Origin of the sequence: Geomonas oryzisoli, from assembly GCF_018986915.1 — a bacterium.
Classification (GTDB): domain Bacteria; phylum Desulfobacterota; class Desulfuromonadia; order Geobacterales; family Geobacteraceae; genus Geomonas; species Geomonas oryzisoli.
Map to the genome: position 1 here is coordinate 369,945 of NZ_CP076723.1, position 17,689 is coordinate 387,633.

A 17,689-nucleotide genomic window follows, 5' to 3' on the forward strand; every position below is an offset into this window, starting at 1 on the left:
GTAGCACTATGGCACAGAGCAAAGTTGCCTACGGAAAGGTCGCCGCACCGGCACGCCCGGGAGCGGTAGTAAGAGAAAACTGGATCAGCTTCCGGTACCTGACGGGGGTCATGGTCCTGCTTACGCTGGTTTCCATCTTTCACGTCTGGTCCCGGGTCGAGGTGATCGACCTGAACCTGAGGATCGGCGAGGCGAACCGGCAGTTCCGGGACCAGCAGCAGGAGAACAAGCGCCTCAAGGTGGAGGTGGCGTCCTTGAAGGCGCCGGCCCGCATCGAGGCGCTGGCCAAGGGTGAGCTCGGCATGGCGCTCCCCACCGACCAGCAGGTGGTCCTGGTCAAGTGATAGACAAGTGGGAGAAATGGGCCAGGGTCCGCATGCGCTTCGTGGCTCTGCTCTTCGTGGGATTCTTCATAGCGGCAACCGGACGCGCCTTCTACCTGCAGGTGCTTGACAACGACAAGCTGGTGAAGATCGCCGAGAAGCAGCACCAGAAGAGCATTCCGCTGACACCGAGCCGCGGCGGGATCTACGACCGCAACAACGCGCCCTTTGCCGTCTCCATCGAGATGGACTCCTGCTACGCCGAGACCAGGAACATGGAGAACATCTCCGAGGCGGCGACGCAACTGGCCCCGGCGCTGGGGTACTCCAGGGAGGAACTCGAGGCGAAGCTCAAGGGGGCGAAGAACTTCGTCTGGCTGGCCCGCAGGATGCCCCCCGAGCAGGCCAAGAAGGTGAAGGCGCTCGACCTCGAGGGGGTCGGCTTCGTCAAGGAAAGCCGCCGCTTCTACCCGAACTCGCAGGTGGCGGCCCACGTAATAGGCTTCACCGGGGTCGACCCGAGCGGCCTGGAAGGGGTCGAGAAGAAGTACGACAACATCATCCTCGGCAACACCGGCTACCTGGTGACCGAGCGCGACGCCCTCGGGCGCGACATCGCCCTCAAGAAGGGGAGCGAGGGCAAGGCGGGCTCCAAGGGGAGCAACGTCGTCCTCACCCTGGACAAGAACATCCAGTACATAGCGGAGAAGGAGCTCACCAAGACCATCGAGAAAAACGGCGCCAAGGCCGGCATCGCGATCGTCATGGAGCCCGACACGGGGCGGGTGCTGGCCATGGCCAACTACCCCTCTTTCAATCCGAACAACGTGAAGGAACTGACCCCGGGGGCGGTCAGGAACCGCGCCATCGCCGACAGCTTCGAGCCCGGCTCCACCTTTAAGATCTTCCTGGTGGCGGCGGCACTGGAGGCGGGGGTGATCCGCCCCGGCGACAGCTTCAACTGCGAGAACGGCTCCTGCAACATGTACGGCAGGACCATCCACGACACGCACAAGTACGGTGCGCTGACCGTGCCGCAGGTTCTCAAGTACTCGAGCAACATCGGAGCCGCCAAGATCGGCCAGAGGCTCGGCTCCCAGCGCCTGTTCACGGCGCTGACCGGGTTCGGTTTCGGGGAGAAAAGCAGCATCGACCTCCCCGGCGAGGTTTCCGGGATGCTTCGCCCGCAGGAGAAATGGTACGGCATCGACCTCGCCACCATCTCCTTCGGCCAGGGGGTGACCGCCACCGCCCTGCAGCTCACCGCCGCTGTTTCCGCGGTCGCCAACGGCGGCAACCTGATGAAGCCCTACCTGGTGGACCGGATCGTGGACGACGAGGGGGTCGTCCTGCAGCAGTACGGGCCGCAGGTAAAGAGAAGGGTGATTTCGCCGGAGACGGCCAAGACGGTGGCCCACATGCTGGAAGGGGTCGTGGCCGAAGGGGGGACCGGCACCGGGGCCGCGGTCGACGGCTACCGGGTCGCGGGCAAAACCGGCACCGCCCAGAAGGTCGAGGGGCGCAGCTACTCGGCCAGCAAGCGCATCGGATCCTTCATCGGGTTCGTGCCGGTCGACAAGCCGAGGCTGGCCATCATGGTGATGGTCGACGAGCCGACCGCCAACGTGTACGGCGGCGTGGTCGCGGCACCGGCCTTCAGTGCCATCGCACAGCAGACCCTTTGCTACCTGAACGTCCCGCCGGACAAGAACATCAAGAAGAAGGCGGCACCGGTTCCCGAGAAGGTCACCCCGCAGGCCGAGCAGGCGGTGGTCGAGGGGGTAACGGTGGAAGGGGCGGACGCCGGCGCCATGCCCAACTTCCGCGGCATGAGCATGAGGCAGGTGCTGCGGGTCATGGAGCAGCGTGGGCTCAACGTCAAGTTGCAGGGAAGCGGGAGGGCGGTGGAGCAGAACCCGCCACCGGGAGCACGCATCACCACGCAGGACCAGGTCTGGGTACGCTTCGTGCCGTCGGCCTGATCCATGGGGGAAGTATGAAACTGAGACAACTGCTGGCTTGTGTCCCGGGCGCCAAGGTCACCGGGGACGACGCCATCGAGATAGGGTCGCTCTGCTACGACTCGCGGCAGGCGACGCCAGGCTCGCTCTTCTTCGCCCTGCGCGGGGTTAAGAGCGACGGAACGGAATTCGTGGCATCCGCTGTAAAGGGGGGGGCGGTCGCAATTATTGCGGACCGCCCCTGCGCCGTTGCCGGGGTCACCTGCGTCGAGGTCCCGGACGCGCGCCGCGCCATGAGCCTCATGGCCGCCGTCTTCTACGGCACCCCCACCGGGGACATCCCGCTGGTCGGCATCACCGGCACCAACGGCAAGACCACCACGACCTACCTCATTGAGGGGATCATGGCCGAGGCCGGCATCCCGGCCGCGGTGCTGGGGACCATCAGCTACCGCTTCGGCGACACCAACATCCCGGCCCCCAACACGACGCCGGAATCGGTGGATCTGCAGCGCATCTTGAGGGATCTCGTGGACCAGGGGGCTAAGGGCGCGGTAATGGAAGTCTCCTCGCACTCCCTGGAACAGCGCCGTGCCGACGGCTGCATCTTCGACGTGGCCATCTTCACCAACCTGACCCGCGACCACCTCGATTACCACCTCGACATGGAGTCCTACTACCAGAGCAAGCTCCGGCTCTTCACCGACCTGTTGACCCCGAACGTGCACAAGCCGCTTCGGCGTGCGGTGATAAACCTGGACGACCCGTACGGGGCGAGGATCGCGGCCGACTCGGCAGCGCCGGTGTTGACCTACGCGGTGAACGGCCCGGCCGATCTGAGCGTCGCCGAGGTGAAGTTCTCGGTGCACGGCATCAGCTGCCGTCTCAACTCGCCGGTGGGGGAGATCAACATCAACTCCGACCTCCTGGGCCGCTTCAACCTGTACAACATCATGGGTGCCGTGGGGGCGGGGCTTGCGCTTGGCATCTCCAAGGAGGCCATCGAGGCCGGCATCGAGGGGCACAAGAAGGTGCCGGGGCGCCTGGAGCGGGTCCCCAACGACCAGGGGATCATCGTGCTGGTCGACTACGCCCATACCGGCGATGCCCTGGAGAACGTCCTTTCCACCATAGCCGAGCTGAAGACCGACCGGATCATCACCATATTCGGCTGCGGCGGCGACCGCGACAAGGGTAAGCGCCCGGTGATGGGCGAGATCGCCGCCCGTTACAGCGACCTCGCCATCGTCACCTCGGACAACCCGCGCACCGAGGATCCGCAGGCCATCCTGGCGGATGTCCGGGCGGGCATCCCGGCGGGTCTGAAGGAGTACGCACTGGAGGAGCTGGAGGGGGGGCTGCGCGAGAAGGGCTTCGCCACCATCGAGTCCCGGCGCACCGCGGTGCGCGCCGCCGTACTGGCCGCCCGCCCGGGTGACATCGTCCTTCTGGCCGGCAAGGGGCACGAGGATTACCAGATCGTCGGCACGGAGAAGTTCCACTTCGACGACCGTGAAGAAGCTGCCGCCGCGCTGAAACTGAGGGCGTAAAAAAAGGTTCCCTTTTCCCTTATTTTGCGGCACATTACTGCGTTTGCGCTGCGATGAACGAAAGCCTTCTCCCCCTCCCTTGACGGGCCTGCGCGCCGAAGCGCTTCGTCCCGCGAAGGCGGGAGGGGCAGGGGGGTGGGTGAAGCCGCAAGCATAACAAGAAGTTGGCACCCTCCCCCACCCCCTATCCCCCTCCCGCGAGGGAAGGGGGGACACTTTGAAGAACAAAGGACACAAAAAGCTAGATGGCGATGTTCACGCTGAAAGAAATAGCCGAGGCAACCGGCGGCAGAATCATCGGGGAGGCGCAGACCGTGGTGTCGGGCGTATCCACCGACTCGCGCCAGGTCGCCCCGGGAGAGCTGTTCGTACCGCTCGTCGGAGAGCGCTTCGACGGCCATGACTTCATAGAAACGGCGGCAGGTCGCGGGGTGACCGCGTTCCTCATGGCCGAGAGCTGGCACGCGGAACACGGGGTGCCGGCCGGTGCCTGCGCCGTGACGGTCAAGGATACCTTGCGCGCCCTGGGCGATCTGGCTGCCTGGCATCGCCGCCGCTTCGACCTCAAGGTAGTCGCGGTCACCGGCAGTAACGGCAAGACCACCACCAAGGAGATGCTGGCAGGCATCCTGGCCCAGACCGGCCCGGGCTTGAAGACCGAGGGGAACCTCAACAACCTGATCGGCCTGCCGCTCACCCTGTTCCGTTTGACCGGCCGCGAGCGCTGGGCGGTGGTCGAGATCGGCATGAGCGAGTTCGGCGAGATCGATCGCCTGGCCGAGATCGCCGAGCCGCAGGTGGGTATCATCACCAACGCCTTTCCTGCGCACCTGGAAACACTGGGGAGCGTGGAGGGGGTGGCGCGCGCCAAGGGGGAGCTGTTCCTGCGCCTGAAAGAGGGGGCGGTGGCGGTCTACAACGTGGACGATCCACTCATCTCCGCCTGCCCGACCCACTTGCACGTGACCCGGCTCACCTTCGGCCTGCGCGGCGCCGAGGTTTCCTCCGCCTCGGTAAAGAGCCTGGGCAAACTGGGTGAGAGCTTCACCTTGAGGCTTCCCGACGGCGAGGAGCAGGTAGCGCTGAGGGCCTACGGTCGGCACAACATCTACAACGCGCTGGCCGCGGCGGCCGCGGCGCACGCCCTGGGCGTACCCGGAGCCGTGATCCGCCAGGGGCTCGAGGAGTTCACCCCCTACGACAAGCGCTTCCAGCTCGAAGAGGTGGCGGGAATAACCCTCATCGACGACAGCTACAACGCGAACCCCGCCTCCATGGCGGCCGCCCTCACCACCTTGCACGAGGTGGCGGACGGGGCGAGAACCGCGGCGGTCCTGGGCGACATGCTGGAACTGGGCCTGGGGACCGAGGAGGCGCACCGGGAGCTTGGGAAAAAGGCCGCCGGCACCGTCGAACGTCTGTACCTTTTGGGCGAGCTGGCCGCGGAGATCGAGCAAGGTGCGCTCGAGGCGGGACTCCCCGCCGAGCGGATCGTGCGCGCGGCAAGCCACGAAGCGCTGGCCGGCGAGCTGATCGCCTGGCTTCAGCCAGGCGACTGCGTCCTCTTCAAGGGGTCGCGCGGTATGAAGATGGACAAGGTGGCGACGGCGGTAAAAGAGGCGCTGGCACCCACGAAACAAGGGGGGCATGACTGATGCTGTACCATCTTTTGTATCCGCTCGCCTCGGACTACAAGCTTTTCAACGTCTTCAAGTATCTGACCTTCCGTACCATCTACGCGATGATCACGGCGCTGGTGCTTTCCTTCATCGTGGGGCCCTGGCTGGTCAGGAAGCTGGAGGGGCTGCAGGCGCGCCAGGTGATCCGCACCGACGGACCCGAGTCGCACCTGAAGAAGCAGGGGACCCCCACCATGGGCGGGGTGCTGATCCTGGTTTGCATCATCGTGCCGACCCTTTTGTGGGCCGACCTGAAGAACGTCTTCATCTGGCTCACCCTGCTCATCATCGGCGGTTACGGCGTCCTGGGCTTCGTGGACGACTACAAGAAGGTGGTGGAGAAGAACCCCAAAGGGCTCTCGCCGCGCCAGAAGATGTTCTGGCAGGTGGTGCTGGCCGGCGGTGTCGGCATCTTCCTCTACTATCTTCCCGGTTTCTCCACCGAGCTGTACTTCCCGTTCTTCAAGAGGCTGCACCCGGAGCTGGGCATCCTCTTCATCCCGTTCGTGACCCTGGTCATCGTGGGTGCGAGCAACGCGGTGAACCTGACCGACGGCCTGGACGGACTCGCCATCGGGCCGGTGGCCATCAACGCGGCCACCTACATGCTGTTCTGCTACATCGCCGGTAACGCGAGGCTCTCCGGCTATCTGCAGATCCCCTACGTCCCCGGAGGCGGCGAGTTGGCCGTCCTGTGCGGCGCGATGGTCGGTGCCGGGCTTGGTTTTCTCTGGTACAACAGCTACCCGGCCGAAGTCTTCATGGGGGACGTCGGCTCCCTGTCGTTGGGTGGCGGGCTGGGTACCCTGGCCGTGCTGACCAAGCAGGAGATCCTTCTGGTCATCGTAGGTGGCGTCTTCGTCGTGGAGGCGCTTTCGGTCATTTTCCAGGTGGGCTCGTACAAGTACCGTGGCAAGCGGATCTTCAGGATGGCGCCCATTCATCATCATTTTGAATTGAAGGGGGTGGCCGAGCCGAAGATCATCGTCCGGTTCTGGATCATCACCATCATCCTCGCGCTGGTCGCCATCTCGACCCTGAAGATGCGCTAGCCATAACGTGCAGCACCCGACCTCGCGTCCCCCCTTGTCAAAGGGGGGACAGGGGGGATTTAGCTTTTTAAAGAAGGTCATATGGAATTAAAGGACAAGAAAATACTGGTGGTAGGGCTGGCGAAGACCGGCGTCGCCGTGACCCGCTTCCTGGCGGAGCGTGGTGCCCTGGTCACCGTTACCGACATGCGTGACGACGAGGCCCTTGCCGACGTCCTGGCCGAGCTTGCCGACCTGGACCTCTGCCTGGAGCTCGGCCGCCACGTCCCCTACAGCTTCCTGATGGCCGACCTGATCGTGGTCTCCCCCGGCGTCCCGATGGACATCAAGCCGCTGGAGATGGCGCGCGCCCAGAAGCGCCGCGTGGTCTCCGAGGTGGAACTCGCCTCCTGGTTCATCGAGGCCCCCATGGTCGCCATCACCGGCACCAACGGCAAGACCACCACGACCACCCTGACCGGTGAGATCTTCAAGGGGTGCGGTTTCGACACCTTCGTCGGCGGCAACATCGGCAATCCCCTCATCGAGCTCGCCATGAGCGGTGAGCGGGTCGAGCGCGTCGTGGTCGAGCTTTCCTCCTTCCAGCTGGAAGGGATCGAGAGCTTCCGCCCGCACGTAGCCGTGCTCCTGAACCTGACCGAGGACCACCTGGACCGCTACCACAGCTTCCAGGAGTACATCGACGCTAAGCTGCGCATCTTCGAGAACCAGGGGCCGGAAGACTTCGCGGTCCTGAACGTCGACGACCCGCTGGTGGCCGCCTGCGCCACCAAGCTGAAGGCGCGCCTGTTCCCCATGAGCCGCTTCCACGAGCTCGAGGAGGGGATCAGCTACCGCGACGGTTTCATCACCTTCGCCCACGACGGCAAGGTGCTCCGCTTCGGCACCGACGGTTTCAAGCTCAAAGGGGTGCACAACCTGGACAACATCATGGCCAGCATGGCGTCCACCCTGCTCATGCGCTGCGACGGCGACTGCGCCTACGCGTCGGTAAAGGAGTTCAAGGGGCTGCCGCACCGCATGGAGTTCGTCGAGGAAGTGAACGGCGTCGCCTACTACGAGGACAGCAAGGGGACCAACGTCGGCAGCGTCGTGAAGTCCCTGGAAAGCTTCGAGTCCGGCATCACCTTGATCGCGGGAGGCAAGGACAAGGGTGGCTCCTACGAGCCGCTGGCCAAACTCGTCTCCGAGCGGGTGAGCCACCTGGTCCTGATCGGCGAGGCGCGCGAGCGCATGCACCAGGCGCTGGGCGATCTCACCGACACCCGTTTCGCCGACACCCTTGAGGAGGCGGTCGACACCGCCCGCAGGCTGACGCGGCCCGGCGGCGTGGTCCTCTTCTCGCCGGCCTGCTCCAGCTTCGACATGTTCAAGAATTACGAGGAGCGCGCCGAGCGCTTCAAGGCGGCGGTACGCGCGGCCAAGGAGGCGGAAGGGAAGTGAAGCGACTGGAGGGGTACGACATGATCGTGCTTATGATGGCGGTGATCCTCACCTGTTTCGGTGTGGTCATGGTCTACTCCGCGTCCTCCGTCATGGCGGCCAAGAAGTTCCACGACGGCTTCTTCTTCCTGAAACGGCAGTCCCTGTACGCCCTGATCGGCTTCATCGGCATGGGGCTCGCCATGCACGTCGACTACCACGTCTGGAAAAAGTGGGCCGTGCCGCTCTTTTTGGGGACGTTCTTCCTGCTCCTCCTGGTGTTCGTGCCCGGCATCGGCGGGACCGCCAAGGGCGCCTCGCGCTGGATCCGCCTTCCCGGCTTCAACTTCCAGCCCTCCGAGTTGGCCAAGGTGGCGCTGATCATGTACATGGCCTACTCCCTGGAGAAGCGGCAGGAGAAACTCAAGCAGTTCACCTCGGGGTTCCTCCCCTACATGCTGATCCTCGGGGTGTTCATCGCGGTGCTCCTGGCCCAGCACGACATGGGGGCGGCGCTCACCATGCTGGTGGTGGCCATCGTCATGCTCTTCGCCGCCGGCACCAAGGTGCAGTACATCCTGGGCATGGGGCTCGTCGCCCTCCCCGGGGTCTGTTACCTGGTCTTCACCAAGGCCTACCGCATGCGGCGCATCACGGCCTTTCTGGATCCCTGGCAGGACCCAACCGACGCGGGGTTCCAGATCATCCAGTCCTGGCTGGCGCTCGGAACCGGCGGTTTCTTCGGGCAGGGGCTCGGGGAAGGGAAGCAGAAACTGTTCTATCTGCCGGAAGCGCATACCGACTTCATCCTTTCCGTGCTCGGTGAGGAGATGGGGTTCATCGGGGTGATCGTGATCGCCTCGATGTTCCTGTTACTGGTGCAAAGAAGCATCCGGGTGGCCATTGCCGCCGAGGACAGCTTCGGCCGCTTCCTCGCCTTCGGCATCGCGTCGCTGCTCGGCCTGGAGGCCTTCATCAACATGTCGGTCGTCACGGGACTGCTCCCCACCAAAGGGATCGCGCTCCCGTTTTTGAGCTACGGCGGCAGCTCGCTGATCATTTCGCTTTGCGCGGTAGGCGTGCTTCTCAACGTCTCCACCAGGATGAGGGGGACGCCATGAGGTTGATCATCGCGGGAGGCGGCACCGGGGGGCATCTCTTCCCGGGGATAGCGGTAGCAGAAGAGTTCCTGGCTCGCGGGCCGGAGAACGAGGTTCTTTTCGTCGGCACCGAGCGGGGCATCGAAGCGCGCCTGTTGCCCAAGCTGGGCTACAAGCTGGAGCTGATCTCCGCCAGCGGCATGAAGGGAATGGGAACCGTCAAGAAGCTCATGAGCGCCGGGCGCCTTTTGTACGGCTACTCGCAGTCCAGGAAGATCCTGAAAAGCTTCAAGCCGGACCTGGTGCTTGGTGTCGGCGGCTACGCCTCCGCACCGATGCTCCTCGCCGCCAAGGGCATGGGGATTCCGCGGTTCGTCCATGAACAAAATGCGCTGCCCGGCCTGACCAACAAGGTGTTGAGCCGCGTCGTGGACGGGGTCTTCATCTCCATGGAAGAGGCCGCGGCCTTCTTCCCGAAGGGGATTACCCAGATGACCGGCAATCCGATCCGCAAGGAGATCCTCTGGGGCTTTCAGGAGCAGCGGGCGAGAACGAGCGGAGACACCTTCAGCATCCTGGTCTTCGGCGGCAGCGCCGGCGCGCAGCGCATCAATTCCGCCATGCTGGAGGCGCTGCCCCACCTGGAGCAGGCTAAGCCGAAACTGCGCATCACCCACCAGACCGGCGAGAAGGACGTGGCGCGGGTGCGCGAGGGATATCAGGCCCAGGGGGTTCAGGCGCAGGTGCTTTCCTTCATCGACAACATGTCCGCGGCCTACGGTGCCGCCGACCTGGTGATCTGCAGGGCCGGCGCGACCACCATTGCCGAAGTGACCGCCTGCGGCAAGGGGTGCATCTTCATCCCGTATCCGTTTGCAGCCGACGACCACCAGAGGAAGAACGCCGAGTCGCTGGTGAACCGTGATGCCGGGCGGATGATTCTCGAAGAGGATCTGACCGGCGAGCATCTGGCAGCCGAGATCCTGAACCTGATGGCGCATCCCGAGCAGGTGGCCGAACTGGAGAAGAACGCCAGGTCCCTGGCCCAGCTCGACGCCGCCCAGGCCATCGTCGCGGCAATGGTTTTGAAAGACTGAGAACCCGTTCAACGTTCAAGGTTCAACGTTTGAAACCTGGACGTCGCTACGAGCGAGTAACCGGTACGGCACCACCTGTACTGGACGGATTTTGGACTGGCGGTCACCGGGCAGCCGAACGAAGCAAAGAAATCTGGCGAACGTTGAACGTTGAACGTTGAACGGCCTTTAAGGAGTTTCAAGTGTACGGAAAGATAGAGCGGATACATTTCGTCGGCATCGGCGGCATCGGCATGAGCGGGATCGCGGAGGTGCTGCTTAACCTGGGTTACAAGGTCTCCGGTTCCGACCTCAGGAGCTCGGATACGACCCAGCGCCTGGAAAGCCTGGGGGGCGAGATCTTCATCGGTCACGCCGCCGAAAACGTGGCCCAGGCCGACGTGGTGGTCATCTCCAGCGCCGTCCACGAAGACAACCCCGAGGTGATCGAGGCGCACCTGAAGCTGATCCCGGTGATCCCGCGCGCCGAGATGCTGGCCGAACTGATGCGCATGAAGTACGGCGTCGCGGTCGCCGGCACCCACGGCAAGACCACCACCACTTCCATGGTGGCGACGCTCCTCGCCAAGGGTGGCATCGATCCCACTATGGTCATCGGCGGCAGGCTGAACTCGCTTGGCACCAACGCGCGTCTTGGCCAGGGGCAGTTCCTGGTGGCCGAGGCGGACGAGTCCGACGGCTCCTTCCTGCTCCTCTCGCCGACCATCGCGGTGGTGACCAACATCGACGCCGACCACCTCGACTTCTACAGCGGCATCGAGGAGATCAAGGACACCTTCGTCGAGTTCATCAACAAGGTTCCCTTCTACGGCCTGGCCGTACTCTGCCTGGATAACGGCAACATCGCCGATATCCTGCCCAGGGTGAAGAAGCGCTTCACCAGCTACGGCCTCTCGGCCCAGGCGGACTTCCGCGCCACCGACGTGCGCCTTTCCGGGTTCTCCACCAGCTTCGTGGCCCACCATAAGGGCGTCAGGCTGGGCGAGATCACCTTCTCCATGCCCGGCGCGCACAACGTGCTGAACGCGCTGGCCGCCATCGCGGTCGCCATGGAGTTGGACATCCCGTTCGAGACCATCCAGGAAGGGTTCAAGGCCTTCGGCGGTGTCGGGCGCCGCTTCTCCCTCAAAGGGGAAGTGAACGGCATCATGGTGGTCGACGACTACGGCCACCACCCGACCGAGATCAAGGCGACCCTGGCCGCGGCCAAGGCCGGCTTCGCGGAAAACCGCCTGGTGGTCGTGTTCCAGCCGCACCGTTACTCGCGCACCAAGGAACTGTTCGAGGACTTCGTCAAGGCGTTCCACGATGCGGACGTTCTGATCCTCACCGACATCTACGCGGCAGGGGAGGCTCCCATCGAGGGAATCACCGCCGAGTCGCTGGCGGCACGGGTGAGAAGGCACGGCCAGAAGGACGTCACCTGGATCCCGGAACGCGACAAGCTCTGCGAGCACCTGGAGCGCGTCTTGGCCCCGGGCGACATCCTGCTCACCTTGGGCGCCGGAAACGTCTGGCAGGTGGGTGAAACAATGCTGGAGCGCCTGAAGGGGACGGCAACCAAGTGACCTGCTCCCGCGCCGATCTGGAGCAGGTAGCGCAAGGGATGAAGGGAGCCGTCCTGTGGGACGAGCCCATGTCCCGGCACACCTCGCTCAGGGTGGGCGGACCGGCGGATCTTTACCTGGAACCGGCGGACCACGAAGACCTGGAGCGGGCCTTGGAGCAGATCCGATCGAAAGGGGTCCCGTACCTGGTCGTTGGCGGCGGCTACAACCTGCTGGTCCGCGACGGCGGCATCAGGGGATGCGTAGTTTCCCTGAAAGGATTCGACACCCTGGAGCCGTTACCGGGGGCGCGACTCGACGTCGGCGCCGGAGTCACCAATCAGGCCCTCACCCGCTACGCGGCGCAGCAGTGCCTGGGAGGTGTCGAATTCCTGAGCGCCATCCCCGGGAGTTTCGGCGGCGCGCTGACCATGAATGCCGGCGCCCACGGCGGCGAGACCATGCAGCGGGTCGAAGTGCTGACCACGCTGCGGGAAACCGGGGTGCTGGTCAGGAAGCGGGATGAATTGGATTACGGTTACCGTTTCCTGAAGCTGGAGCCGGGCGAGATCATCCTTGGAGCGCGGCTGAGACTGGAGCCGGTCGAGCGTCGCCTGATCGAGGAGAGCATCCAGGAGTACATCGCCAAGCGCGGCGGACAGCGGGTCGGTTTCCCCAATGCGGGTTCCTTCTTCAAGAACCCCGCCGGAGCGAGCGCCTGGCGGTTGATAGACGAAGCCGGGCTGCGGGGCTGGATGATCGGAGGTGCACAGGTGTCCGAGGTGCACACCAACTTCCTGGTGAACAAGGGCGGCGCCCTGGCCGCGGACTTCCTGGCCCTCGCGGAGCTGATCAAGTCGCGGGTGAAGGAGACCTCCGGTGTCGAGCTTGAGGAAGAAGTAAGGATAGTCGGCGAAGGATAGCTCGGATCTTCCTCCCCCTCCCTTGACGGGAGGGGACAGGGGGGTGGGTGAAGCCGCAAGCTGAGCTAGATGTGGCACCTACCCCCACCCCCTAACCCCCTCCCGCAAGGGGAGGGGGGATCGCAGTTTCCCTCTCCCCACGGGAGAGGGTGGCCGAAGGCCGGGTGAGGGCGCCGGCAGATGCAGCGATGGTGCTCATGGCGCATCCCTCACCCCGACCCTCTCTCCAGAGGGAGAGGGGGACACGAAAAGTTCCCTCCCCCGGAGGGGGAGGGTTAGGGAGGGGGAAGTTACAAGCTTTCCCCCCACCCGACCTCCCCCCTCCGGGGGGAGGAGTTACGGCCCCCCCTACAGAGGGGAACAAGCCGGACGAAGGAAACAAAGAGAAGAGGACGTAACACGATGACGGTAGCTGACCTGAAAACCAAGAAGATCGCCGTGCTGATGGGGGGGCTGTCCGCCGAGCGCGAGGTGTCCCTGAACAGCGGCAAGGCCGTGCTGGCCTCCCTGCAGCGCCAGGGCTTTAACGCCGTCGGCATCGACGTCGGCCGCGACCTCGCCCAGCGCCTGGCCGAGGAGAAGGTGGAGCTTGCCTTCATCGCCCTGCACGGCCGCTTCGGCGAAGACGGTTCGGTCCAGGGGCTCCTGGAGCTGATGGCGATCCCCTACACCGGTTCCGGCGTGCTCGCCTCTGCGCTTGCCATCGACAAAATCGCCGCCAAGGTGATGTTCGCCTCGGCCGGCCTGAAGCTCGCCCCTTACCAGGTGCTGCGCCGCGGCGAGGAATTGAAGCTCGAGAACCCGCTGCCGGTGGTGGTGAAGCCTTCCAAGGAAGGTTCCTCGGTCGGCGTCAGCATCGTGAAGCAACCGGACCAGATGGCAAAGGCGCTCGAAGATGCATTCCGCTACGATTCCGAGATCCTGATTGAAGCCTTCATCAGCGGCAAGGAAGTTCAGGTCGGCATCCTGGACGGCCGCGCCATGGGCGCGATCGAGATCGTTCCGAAGAACGAGTTCTACGACTACGAGGCGAAGTACACCGACGGCGGCGCCGAGCACATCCTCCCCGCTCGCCTGCCGGAGAACGTGTACCAGGCGGTCCTGAAGGAAGGCGAGAAGGCGCACGCGGCGCTGGGGTGCGACTGCTACAGCCGTGTCGACTTCCTGGTCAACGAGGCGGGCGAGTGCTATCTGCTCGAGGTGAACACCCTGCCGGGAATGACCGACCTGAGTCTGCTTCCGGAGATCGCCCGCGGCTCGGGCATCGATTTCGATCAACTGGTGGTGCGCATCATCTCTGCCGCATCGCTGAAGATCTGAAAGACAGGTTAAGGCTGAGGTTAAGGGAACCTCAACCTGATGTTTCGCCGGATGTTATTTGTTGCACAGTGCATTGGAATTCAATCTAGACGGTAATAGTCATGCGCGATCTACACGCTAAAAAACAGAGGGTGCCCCACAACAGGGTCAAGAAGGCGCCCAAAGAGCGCAAGCCGATCAACTGGGGGCCGATACTGAAGTGGCTCTCCCGGGGAATCGGCGCCTCTGCCATCTGCGCCGTCGCCGGTTTCGGCGGCTGGAAGGCCTATGGCGTGATCTCGCACACCACGCTGCTCCGTCTGGAAACCATCGAAGTATCGCCGCTGAAGAGGGTTTCGCGGGACGAGATCATCACCCTGGCCGGTGTCCGCCCCGGCGACTCCATGCTGGGACTCGACCTGAAAACCATCATGGCGCGGCTTTCCAAGGATCCCTGGCTGGAACAGGTCCAGGTGCGTCGCTACTTCCCGCACACCCTTTCCATCACCGCTTCGGAAAGGACGCCGCAGGCCGTGGCCAACGTCGGCTGCCTCTACTACCTGGACGAGAAAGGCGTGCTGTTCAAGTCCCTCTCCGAGGGGGACAGGCTCGACTTCCCGCTCATCACCGGCATCACCGAGGAGGACCTGAGCCAGGACCCGAAGGGATGCCAGGAGGCCCTGAAGAGCGCGCTGCAACTGATCGGCACTCTCAGGTCGGGCAGCGTGTTCAGCCTGGCGGATATCTCGGAGATTCATTACAGCAAGGGGTACGGCTTCACGCTGTTCACCATGCAGGGGGGCGTTCCGGTGAAACTGGGTAACGGCGAGTTCAGCCAGAAGCTCGCGCGCCTGTCCGACATCTACCGCGACCTCAAGCCGCAGATGCACGCTTTGGATTACATAGACCTCGATTACATCGACAAAATCATAGTGAAAAAAGTGTAGGAAAAGGGGGGGAGCATGTCCGCAACCAGAAGGGATAACCTGATCGTCGGCCTTGATATAGGCACAACCAAGATCTGCGCCATCGTCGGCAACGTCACCGAAGACGGCATCGACATCGTCGGGATCGGTACCAGCCCGTCCAAGGGGCTCAGAAAAGGTGTCGTGATCAACATCGAGAGCACCGTCTCCGCGATCAAGAAGGCGATCGAGGAGGCCGAGTTGATGGCCGGCTGCGAGATCAAGTCGGTCTACGCCGGCATCGCGGGCGGGCACATCAAGGGCTTCAACTCCCAGGGTGTCATCGCCATCAAGAACCGCGAGGTTTCCCCCGAGGACGTGAAGCGCGTGATCGAGGCCGCCAAGGCCATCGCCATCCCCATGGACCGCGAAGTGATCCACATCCTCCCCCAGGAATTCATCATCGACGACCAGGACGGCATCCGCGAGCCGCTGGGGATGAGCGGCGTCAGGCTGGAGGCGAAGGTGCACATCGTCACCGGAGCCGTCGCCAGCGCGCAGAACATCGTCAAGTCCTGCAACCGTGCCGGGCTCGAGGTCGCCGACATCGTCCTCGAACAGCTCTCCTCCTCCGAGGCCGTGCTCTCCGCCGACGAGAAGGAACTGGGTGTAGCGCTGGTCGACATCGGCGGCGGCACCACCGACATCGCCATCTTCGTGGACGGCGCCATCAAGCACACCTCCGTGCTCTCCCTGGGCGGCAACCACCTGACCAACGACATCGCCGTCGGCCTCAGGACCCCCATGGCCGAAGCCGAGCGCATCAAACAGAAGTACGGCTGCTGCCTCTCCTCCCTTGTCGGCAAGGACGAGACCATCGAGGTGCCCAGCGTCGGCGGCCGCAAGCCGCGCGTCCTCTCCCGCCAGCTCCTCTGTGAAATCCTCGAGCCGCGCGTCGAAGAGATCTTCACCCTGGTGAACCGCGAGATCGTGAAGAGCGGCCTCGAGGACATGATCGCCTCCGGCGTGGTCATCACCGGCGGTTCCACCATCCTGGAAGGGATGCCGGAACTTGCCGAGCAGATCTTCAATCTCCCGGTGCGCCGCGGCCTGCCGCAGCGGATCGGCGGCCTCACCGACGTAGTCAATTCGCCGGTTTACGCGACCGGCGTCGGCCTGGTGGTGTACGGATCCAAGAACGTGGGGGTACACGAGTTCCCGACCCAGCAAAGTGACGAAACCGTCTTCCGTCGGGTAAGCCGCAGGATGAAGGATTGGTTCGGCGAGTTCTTCTAAAAAAACACTACATATAGTGTTTTAGGGCTTCCATTATAGGGGCAAACGTAGTATAAAACCGGCTAATATTTTTGCCGCCGCCGGGGGGCGCGATAATAAGGGGGGTAGTTCATGTTTCATTTCGATGAAAGCATCGACCAGACTGCGAAGATAAAGGTGATAGGCGTTGGTGGTTCCGGCGGGAACGCGGTCAACACCATGATGGCTGTGGGCATCGCAGGGGTCGATTTCATCGTTGCCAATACTGATGCACAGGCGCTCAGGATGTCCAAGGCGCCGGTCAAGATACAGATCGGAACCCAGCTTACCAAGGGTCTCGGCGCAGGCGCGAACCCCAACGTGGGCCGCGACGCCGCCCTCGAGGACAGGGACAAGGTGGTCGAGGCACTGAAGGGTGCCGACATGATCTTCGTAGCCGCCGGCATGGGCGGCGGCACCGGTACCGGCGCTGCCCCGATCATCGCCGAGATCGCCCGCGAGCAGGGCGCCCTCACCGTGGGCGTGGTCACCAAACCGTTCACCCGCGAAGGTCGTCAGCGTCTGGCCAAGGGTGAAGACGGCATCAAGGAACTGAAGAAACATGTCGACTCCCTGATCGTGATCCCCAACGACAGGCTCCTGGGCCTGGCCGGCAAGTCCATGTCCATCCTGGACGCCTTCAAGCCGTCCGACGACGTGCTGCGCCAGGCGGTGCAGGGCATCTCCGACCTGATCACCCAGTCCGGCCTGATCAACGTCGACTTCGCCGACGTCAAGTCGATCATGAGCGAGCGCGGCATGGCCATGATGGGTATCGGTCTGGGCAACGGTGAGAACCGTGCCGTCGACGCGGCCCTGAAAGCCATCTCCAGCCCGCTGCTGGAAGACATCGACATCTCTGGCGCCAAGGGCGTCCTGGTCAACATCTCCGGTTCCTCCTCCATGACCATGGACGAATTCGACGCCGCCAGCAAGGTGATCCACGAGAAGGTGCACGAGGACGCCAACATCATCGTCGGTCTCGTCATCGACGAGAACCTTGGTGAGACCATCAAGGTCACCGCCATCGCCACCGGCTTCGGCGACCGTTTCGATCTCGAGAAAGGGCGTCACGAGATCAAGAACGTGAGCACCCTGGTCAAGCCGCAGCCTGAAGTCAACCGCGAGATCCCGACCTACATCCGCGCCAAGCAGGAGCGTGAAGTCTCCCGGCAGCAGCGCAGCTTCCTCATGGACGATGAGGATCAGTACGACATCCCGACCTTCCTGAGGAAGTCGGTCGACTAGTTACCGACCGTAAAGACAGTCAAAAAGGCCCGGCCCTGTAAGAGAGCCGGGCCTTTTTCGTGGGGGGAGGGGACTGGCTCCGTCAGGTGCCAGTCCCCTTAGCTCTTGCGGAAGCTGGCTGAGCTGAAAGAGCGTTCCGCTACAGGGACAGGCACCTATCGGAGCCTGTCCCTTCTGCATGTCCCCTTTTTCTGCCCTACATGACCTCCCTTCCTAAAGCATCCGCCAATTTATCCGATACATGCACAATGGCCTTTTGAAAATCCAGG

At 63.6% G+C, this 17,689-nt stretch carries 14 protein-coding genes; all 14 read left to right on the forward strand.

Going from position 1 to position 17,689, the window contains the following annotated elements:
* Positions 1 to 8: 8 nt before the first annotated feature.
* The 14 genes from ftsL (at position 9) to ftsZ (ending at position 17,420) form a co-directional block, all read left to right on the forward strand.
* Positions 9 to 344, forward strand: a complete 336-nt coding sequence (ftsL, locus tag KP004_RS01630; RefSeq protein WP_216800655.1) for a cell division protein FtsL — start codon at positions 9 to 11, stop codon at positions 342 to 344.
* A complete protein-coding gene (locus KP004_RS01635) occupies positions 341 to 2,305 on the forward strand; it encodes a penicillin-binding protein (RefSeq protein ID WP_216800656.1) in 1,965 nt (654 codons plus the stop codon). The genes ftsL and KP004_RS01635 overlap by 4 nt, the downstream gene beginning before the upstream one ends.
* A gap of 14 nt (positions 2,306 to 2,319) precedes the next feature.
* On the forward strand, positions 2,320 to 3,834 hold the full coding sequence (locus tag KP004_RS01640; protein WP_216800657.1) for a UDP-N-acetylmuramoyl-L-alanyl-D-glutamate--2,6-diaminopimelate ligase: 1,515 nt from the start codon (positions 2,320 to 2,322) through the stop codon (positions 3,832 to 3,834).
* A gap of 245 nt (positions 3,835 to 4,079) precedes the next feature.
* Complete coding sequence (locus KP004_RS01645; RefSeq protein WP_239026897.1) at positions 4,080 to 5,489, forward strand: UDP-N-acetylmuramoyl-tripeptide--D-alanyl-D-alanine ligase; 1,410 nt, start codon at positions 4,080 to 4,082, stop codon at positions 5,487 to 5,489.
* Positions 5,489 to 6,565 carry a phospho-N-acetylmuramoyl-pentapeptide-transferase gene (gene mraY / locus KP004_RS01650; RefSeq protein WP_216800658.1) on the forward strand — a complete coding sequence of 359 codons (1,077 nt, stop codon included), beginning with the start codon at positions 5,489 to 5,491 and terminating at the stop codon, positions 6,563 to 6,565. The genes KP004_RS01645 and mraY overlap by 1 nt, the downstream gene beginning before the upstream one ends.
* Before the next feature lie 81 nt (positions 6,566 to 6,646).
* On the forward strand, positions 6,647 to 8,008 hold the full coding sequence (gene murD / locus KP004_RS01655) for a UDP-N-acetylmuramoyl-L-alanine--D-glutamate ligase (protein ID WP_216800659.1): 1,362 nt from the start codon (positions 6,647 to 6,649) through the stop codon (positions 8,006 to 8,008).
* 20 nt (positions 8,009 to 8,028) lie between these two features.
* On the forward strand, positions 8,029 to 9,108 hold the full coding sequence (gene ftsW, locus KP004_RS01660) for a putative lipid II flippase FtsW (RefSeq protein WP_216802339.1): 1,080 nt from the start codon (positions 8,029 to 8,031) through the stop codon (positions 9,106 to 9,108).
* Positions 9,105 to 10,184: an undecaprenyldiphospho-muramoylpentapeptide beta-N-acetylglucosaminyltransferase gene (gene murG, locus KP004_RS01665; protein WP_216800660.1), complete on the forward strand. Its 1,080-nt coding sequence runs from the start codon at positions 9,105 to 9,107 to the stop codon at positions 10,182 to 10,184. The genes ftsW and murG overlap by 4 nt, the downstream gene beginning before the upstream one ends.
* Positions 10,185 to 10,366: 182 nt before the next feature.
* Entirely contained in the window at positions 10,367 to 11,752 is a 1,386-nt protein-coding gene (gene murC / locus KP004_RS01670; RefSeq protein ID WP_216800661.1) for a UDP-N-acetylmuramate--L-alanine ligase, read from the forward strand.
* Between the two features lie 38 nt (positions 11,753 to 11,790).
* Positions 11,791 to 12,654 (forward strand): UDP-N-acetylmuramate dehydrogenase, encoded by an 864-nt coding sequence (gene murB, locus KP004_RS01675; protein WP_239027026.1) that lies wholly within the window; start codon positions 11,791 to 11,793, stop codon positions 12,652 to 12,654.
* A 402-nt stretch (positions 12,655 to 13,056) separates the two neighbouring features.
* Entirely contained in the window at positions 13,057 to 13,974 is a 918-nt protein-coding gene (locus KP004_RS01680; RefSeq protein ID WP_216800663.1) for a D-alanine--D-alanine ligase, read from the forward strand.
* A 101-nt stretch (positions 13,975 to 14,075) separates the two neighbouring features.
* Positions 14,076 to 14,900 (forward strand): cell division protein FtsQ/DivIB, encoded by an 825-nt coding sequence (locus KP004_RS01685; RefSeq protein WP_216800664.1) that lies wholly within the window; start codon positions 14,076 to 14,078, stop codon positions 14,898 to 14,900.
* Positions 14,901 to 14,915: 15 nt separating this feature from the next.
* The gene (ftsA, locus tag KP004_RS01690; protein ID WP_216800665.1) at positions 14,916 to 16,154 is read left to right on the forward strand and encodes a cell division protein FtsA; all 1,239 of its coding nucleotides are present in this window, start codon (positions 14,916 to 14,918) and stop codon (positions 16,152 to 16,154) included.
* A 111-nt stretch (positions 16,155 to 16,265) separates the two neighbouring features.
* A complete protein-coding gene (gene ftsZ, locus KP004_RS01695) occupies positions 16,266 to 17,420 on the forward strand; it encodes a cell division protein FtsZ (RefSeq protein ID WP_216800666.1) in 1,155 nt (384 codons plus the stop codon).
* Positions 17,421 to 17,689 lie beyond the last annotated feature (269 nt).

What these genes read in the sequence shown, in the direction of transcription:
- ftsL (WP_216800655.1), top strand. Translation starts at nt 9, where the DNA reads ATGGCACAGAGCAAAGTTGCCTACGGAAAGGTCGCCGCACCGGCACGC.
- KP004_RS01640 (WP_216800657.1), top strand. Translation starts at nt 2,320, where the DNA reads ATGAAACTGAGACAACTGCTGGCTTGTGTCCCGGGCGCCAAGGTCACC.
- KP004_RS01645 (WP_239026897.1), top strand. Translation starts at nt 4,080, where the DNA reads ATGGCGATGTTCACGCTGAAAGAAATAGCCGAGGCAACCGGCGGCAGA.
- mraY (WP_216800658.1), top strand. Translation starts at nt 5,489, where the DNA reads ATGCTGTACCATCTTTTGTATCCGCTCGCCTCGGACTACAAGCTTTTC.
- murD (WP_216800659.1), top strand. Translation starts at nt 6,647, where the DNA reads ATGGAATTAAAGGACAAGAAAATACTGGTGGTAGGGCTGGCGAAGACC.
- ftsW (WP_216802339.1), top strand. Translation starts at nt 8,029, where the DNA reads ATGATCGTGCTTATGATGGCGGTGATCCTCACCTGTTTCGGTGTGGTC.
- murG (WP_216800660.1), top strand. Translation starts at nt 9,105, where the DNA reads ATGAGGTTGATCATCGCGGGAGGCGGCACCGGGGGGCATCTCTTCCCG.
- murB (WP_239027026.1), top strand. Translation starts at nt 11,791, where the DNA reads ATGAAGGGAGCCGTCCTGTGGGACGAGCCCATGTCCCGGCACACCTCG.
- KP004_RS01680 (WP_216800663.1), top strand. Translation starts at nt 13,057, where the DNA reads ATGACGGTAGCTGACCTGAAAACCAAGAAGATCGCCGTGCTGATGGGG.
- KP004_RS01685 (WP_216800664.1), top strand. Translation starts at nt 14,076, where the DNA reads ATGCGCGATCTACACGCTAAAAAACAGAGGGTGCCCCACAACAGGGTC.
- ftsA (WP_216800665.1), top strand. Translation starts at nt 14,916, where the DNA reads ATGTCCGCAACCAGAAGGGATAACCTGATCGTCGGCCTTGATATAGGC.
- ftsZ (WP_216800666.1), top strand. Translation starts at nt 16,266, where the DNA reads ATGTTTCATTTCGATGAAAGCATCGACCAGACTGCGAAGATAAAGGTG.